Origin of the sequence: Microcoleus sp. BM001215392 (assembly GCF_036700185.1) — a bacterium.
GTDB lineage: Bacteria > Cyanobacteriota > Cyanobacteriia > Cyanobacteriales > Microcoleaceae > Microcoleus.
In genome coordinates this window covers 1-4,423 of record NZ_JAUBOJ010000504.1, presented here as the reverse complement: position 1 = coordinate 4,423, position 4,423 = coordinate 1, and the positions used below count along the sequence as shown (strand labels likewise).

At 46.0% G+C, this 4,423-nt stretch carries 2 protein-coding genes; one reads left to right on the top strand and one right to left on the bottom strand.

What is annotated here, in order from left to right; translation table 11 throughout:
• Positions 1-174: 174 nt before the first annotated feature.
• Positions 175-2,400 carry a hypothetical protein gene (locus tag QT974_RS31580; protein ID WP_333472321.1) on the bottom strand — a complete coding sequence of 742 codons (2,226 nt, stop codon included), beginning with the start codon at positions 2,398-2,400 and terminating at the stop codon, positions 175-177.
• A gap of 295 nt (positions 2,401-2,695) precedes the next feature.
• Between QT974_RS31580 and QT974_RS31575 the strand changes: the two genes are divergently transcribed.
• Positions 2,696-4,207, top strand: a complete 1,512-nt coding sequence (locus QT974_RS31575) for a hydroxysqualene dehydroxylase (protein ID WP_333472320.1) — start codon at positions 2,696-2,698, stop codon at positions 4,205-4,207.
• The last annotated feature ends 216 nt before the right edge of the window (positions 4,208-4,423 follow it).

Here is a 4,423-nt window from a genome sequence, read left to right as displayed (position 1 = left end):
GCAAGGCAAATATGTTTGTAGGGGCGAAGCATGACCGCATTCAATATGGGATTATCACTAATAACTTATCTGCGGTCATGCTTCTTCAGGCTTCAAAACCAGATGCACCCATTGCAACTATGGAGGACGGGTTTATTATATCTGCGTGTTGCCCAGTTCTCGTAAAACCCGCCCCTAGGATTTCTTCGTTCCCAAATTATCAGCAGCCGCCACCAAATAATGAGCAACCTGCATCAAACCGTCAGAACTTTCTTGCAACCCACTGCACACTTTCGCCATCGAAGTATCTGCTTCTTCAAAAAACTTGTGCTGCGATGAAGTAGTTGTTTCCAAATAGCCAATTAATTGATTGTTGCCCAACTCCAGCGCGCGATCGAACTGATTAGTCATGTTTTGATAGGCACTCTCAACCCGCCGCACTTGTTCTTGTTCCGCTTCCAAAGCAGCATTTAATTGATTCACCAAATTTGTATAGGTAGTTTGCAACCTTTCTCCTTCTGTATTGAACTGATTCGCCATTTTTTCATAAACGCTTTCTACCCGCAGCACTTCTTGTCCGGTTATCTTCGCTAATTCCTGCAACTGTGCCAAACGCTGGCTGGAATTCAAGCCCACAGAATTAGCAAACTGACTGACTTCTGCGGCTGTTGTCAAAATTTGGCTCATGCTTTGGTCAACTTGCTGCGACATCAATTTGCGTTTCTCTGATTCTTCCTGAAAAACTTTCTGCAAGCCGAGTACAACCTGTGCTAAACCTTTTTGCTGTTTGCCTAATGTTCCTTCGAGTAAATTGTTTTGCTGGGTAAAAAATTGCTGGAGAGAGGCTTGATACGTTACCCGGAAATTGTCTAATTCTTCCTGGACTGTGACGCGGGTGTTTTGCAGCATTGAGTCAACATTTTGCAAGCTACCAACCAGATTTTCTCGGGCTTTATCCATCAATCCAGAAGCTTCATCGCCTACTACTTTGAGAGTGTCAGACTGAGTTTGAAAAGCGGAGTGGGTGGCATTTAAAATATTTGTCATCCGGGTTTCGACACCTTGCAGCATTTCTCTTTCTTGTTCCGCTTGAGTGTGGAGAGATTCTTGCAAATTATCTTGGATTCCTCTAAAGGTGTTGGCGGCTTCTTGGGCGCTTTCTTGAAAGGCTGTTCTTTGGGCTTTCATCCCTTCAATGCTTTCTCCAACTCCCGATCGTATTTCGGTTGCCATTTCCTGCAAAACGCTGTGGGTGTCGGTTTGAAACTGTCCCAAAATTTGCTGCAAGTTGTTTGCAAATTCTTGCAACTGTACTAATGTATCTTGCTGGAAAGTTTGAATTGTCAGGATTGATTGTGCTAAACTAGAAGATATTCCGCCTAATTCGTTCTTCAGTTCTCTGACAGCTTCGGATGCTTCTTGAGTTAACTGAGCACTTTGATCCAATCGCCCAACTACGGGTTCAATTACTTCGGTGCGGAGTCCTGAAAGCAGGTTGTTTAATATCTGTTCGCCTTGGTCTGATTTAATCTGTTGGAGTGCGGATAATTCTTGGCGAATGTCTTGGAAAACTGGGGTCATTGCTAAACCGATTTGTTGTCCGAGATCCTGGGAGTTCACATTGCTTTGCCCCTCGACGATTTGAGCAAATCCGGTTCTCATTGTCTCGATCGCAAGCGCGATCGCACTTTCAGCATCGCCACCGCTGGAATTGGCGCGGGAAAACAGTTGTTCGGGGGTTTGTAATTGCGCGATTTTATCTAATTTGGTGCGCAAATTGGATTGATTAGCAACGCGCGCGCGATCGCCCCAAGCCAACACGATCGTAAATACGCTAGAAGAGCCCAAACCCATCAGAGAAGTCGAAAACGCCGTTTTCATCCCCTCCAACAACGTGCTAATCGAGGGTAGCAATTGTTTGGTATCTTCCAGCGAACCCAAGTTAACATCCTGTAATCCGGTTTGAATGCCGTAAAATGTGCCTAAAACCCCCAGGGCTACTAAGACGCTGGGCACAAACCGCCACTGACTCCGAGGTGCCGATCGCCCTAAAATGGCCGGATACTGAAATAAGACAAACCGCCCGGATTTTACCTGAGCCCTGTAAGCCTCGCCACCGGCGGTTATTTCCCCCGCCAAGTGCTCGCTAAACCAGTCTAGTAAAAGTTTCCAAGTGTCTGCTGCTGTTTCCCACTGTCGCAATTCGATCGCCCCTGAGGTACCCTTTTCTAACTTCGAGTTCAAATAGTTGACAGCCTCAAAAGTCGATCGGCTTTTCGCGCCCACATAACGCTGATACTGCTTCACAGAAGTGTACTCGCCCCAAACAGCCACGCACAGCAAAATCAGCGCCGCCCAGTGAAAAATGCTATTCTGCCAAATCACCCCAAAAACAGCAGTCAAATAATTAATCAATTGCATATTGACAACCCGTTCTGTTTGTGTATTTTACTCTAATCTTAATTCGCCGAAAAAAATAACCTTAACGTTTAAATATAACAGCTATCGCCCTCAAAAAAACCTCATCTAACCTTCAGATTATTGATCGCATACAGCGCTTATCAAATGAGCTCAGTCAAGTGCGACCAATTCCCCCTTACCAATTCGCGATTACCAATTCCCGATTACCAGACACACCTCATCTAAATCAGCGAAGCTATATCTCGCTTTATTTTATCAATTATGTCATCATAAATAAAGAATCAAGAGGTACGCAATGTCAGCAGAATCGCCAGCCCGCAAAATAGTCGTAGTCGGCGCCGGATGGGCCGGTTTAGGCGCCACCTATCACCTAGCCCAACAAGGCTATGACGTAACTTTGTTAGAAGCAGGGCCTCAGCCGGGAGGCTTAGTCGCCGGGTGGAAAACCGCAGGCGGGCGTTCCGTAGAAGCAGGCATTCACGGCTTCTGGTATCCTTACAAAAATATCTTTTCATTAGTCAAGGAATTAGGACTCGATCCCTTCACACCTTGGACTCGTTCCTGTCAGTATTCTCCCGCCGGATTGGAAGTTGAATCTCCGATTTTTCAGGACGAGCTCCGACTTCCCACGCCGTTAGGAACATTCTTGTACACGCGATTCAAAAGACTGCCATTAGTCGATCGGCTTTCGGCCTTACCCTTACTCTATGCCGTACTAGATTTCGACAATTCCGACGAAGCTTGGCAGCGGTACGATCGCGTTACAGCCCGCGAATTGTTCAAACAGTTTGGCGTATCTGCAAGGTTGTACCGCGATGCTTTTGAGCCCATGTTATTAGTAGGTTTATTTGCACCCGGAGAACAGTGCTCGGCCGCCGCAGCTTTGGGAATGCTGTATTATTTCATTTTAGCACATCAAGCAGATTTTGATGTAGTTTGGTGTCGCGGCACTGTCGGAGAAAAAATCTTTCGTCCGTGGGTAGAACGCCTAGAAAAAATCGGCGCCAAAGTATTGACAAAACGGCGAGTTACTGATGTCATAGTTGACAGCAACAATCAAGCAAAGCGAGTTGTCTGCGGCGACGAAACCTTCGATGCAGATGCAGTTATTTTTGCAGTTGGCGTCACGGGAATGCAAAAAATAATCAGCAGCAGCCCCGCTTTGCAAAGCCGCCAAGAGTTTCGTGACGTGATGAACTTGGGCGCTGTTGACGTGCTAGCTGTTCGCCTGTGGTTTGACAGAAAAATTGATATTCCGCTGCCTTCAAATGCCTGTTTTGGATTTAGTTCGACTACAGGCTGGACGTTTTTTGATTTGAATGCTTTGCACGACGAATTCCGCTCGGAACCGGGAACAGTTGTGGAAGCTGATTTTTATCATGCCAATCAATTAATTCCCCTGAAAGATGAGGAAATAGTTGCTCTTGTTCAGCGGGATTTGGCGACTTGCATTCCGGCTTTTCGGGAGGCTAAAGTAATCGACAGCAGCGCGATTCGCTTGTCGCGGGCGGTGACGCATTTTGCACCGGGAAGTTATCAGTATTTGTTGCCTGCGGTCACAAGTTATGATAATGTATTGATGAGTGGCGATTGGGTTGTGACCCGTCACGGTTCTTGGTCGCAGGAAAAGGCTTATGTTACTGGTTTGGAGGCGGCAAATTTGGTAGTTTCACGTTTCGGAATCGGGAAGAAAGCTGCAATTATTCCGGTGGAAGCTGACGAGCCGCACATTCAAATCGGCAGACAGATTAATCAGTTTGCTCGCAGTTTGACTAAAACTGTTATTCCCGATTTTTGGCTGCCATAATTTTTAGTCATTGGTCATTGGTCATTGCTCATTAGTTAATAGTTAGCGGTAAGGTGCAACTATCATCACCCTAAATAATTAATAACTAATCGTAAGGTGCGGAGCGGGCAAAAAATATTAATTTATACTCAAGACATTCAACCCGCTCCGCACCCTAAAATCACTGTCAACTGTCAACTGTCAACTGTCAACTGTCAACTGTCAACTGTCAACTGT

Excerpts from the sequence above, each read along its gene's own strand:
- QT974_RS31580 (WP_333472321.1), bottom strand. The coding sequence starts at position 2,400 with ATGCAATTGATTAATTATTTGACTGCTGTTTTTGGGGTGATTTGGCAG.
- QT974_RS31575 (WP_333472320.1), top strand. The coding sequence starts at position 2,696 with ATGTCAGCAGAATCGCCAGCCCGCAAAATAGTCGTAGTCGGCGCCGGA.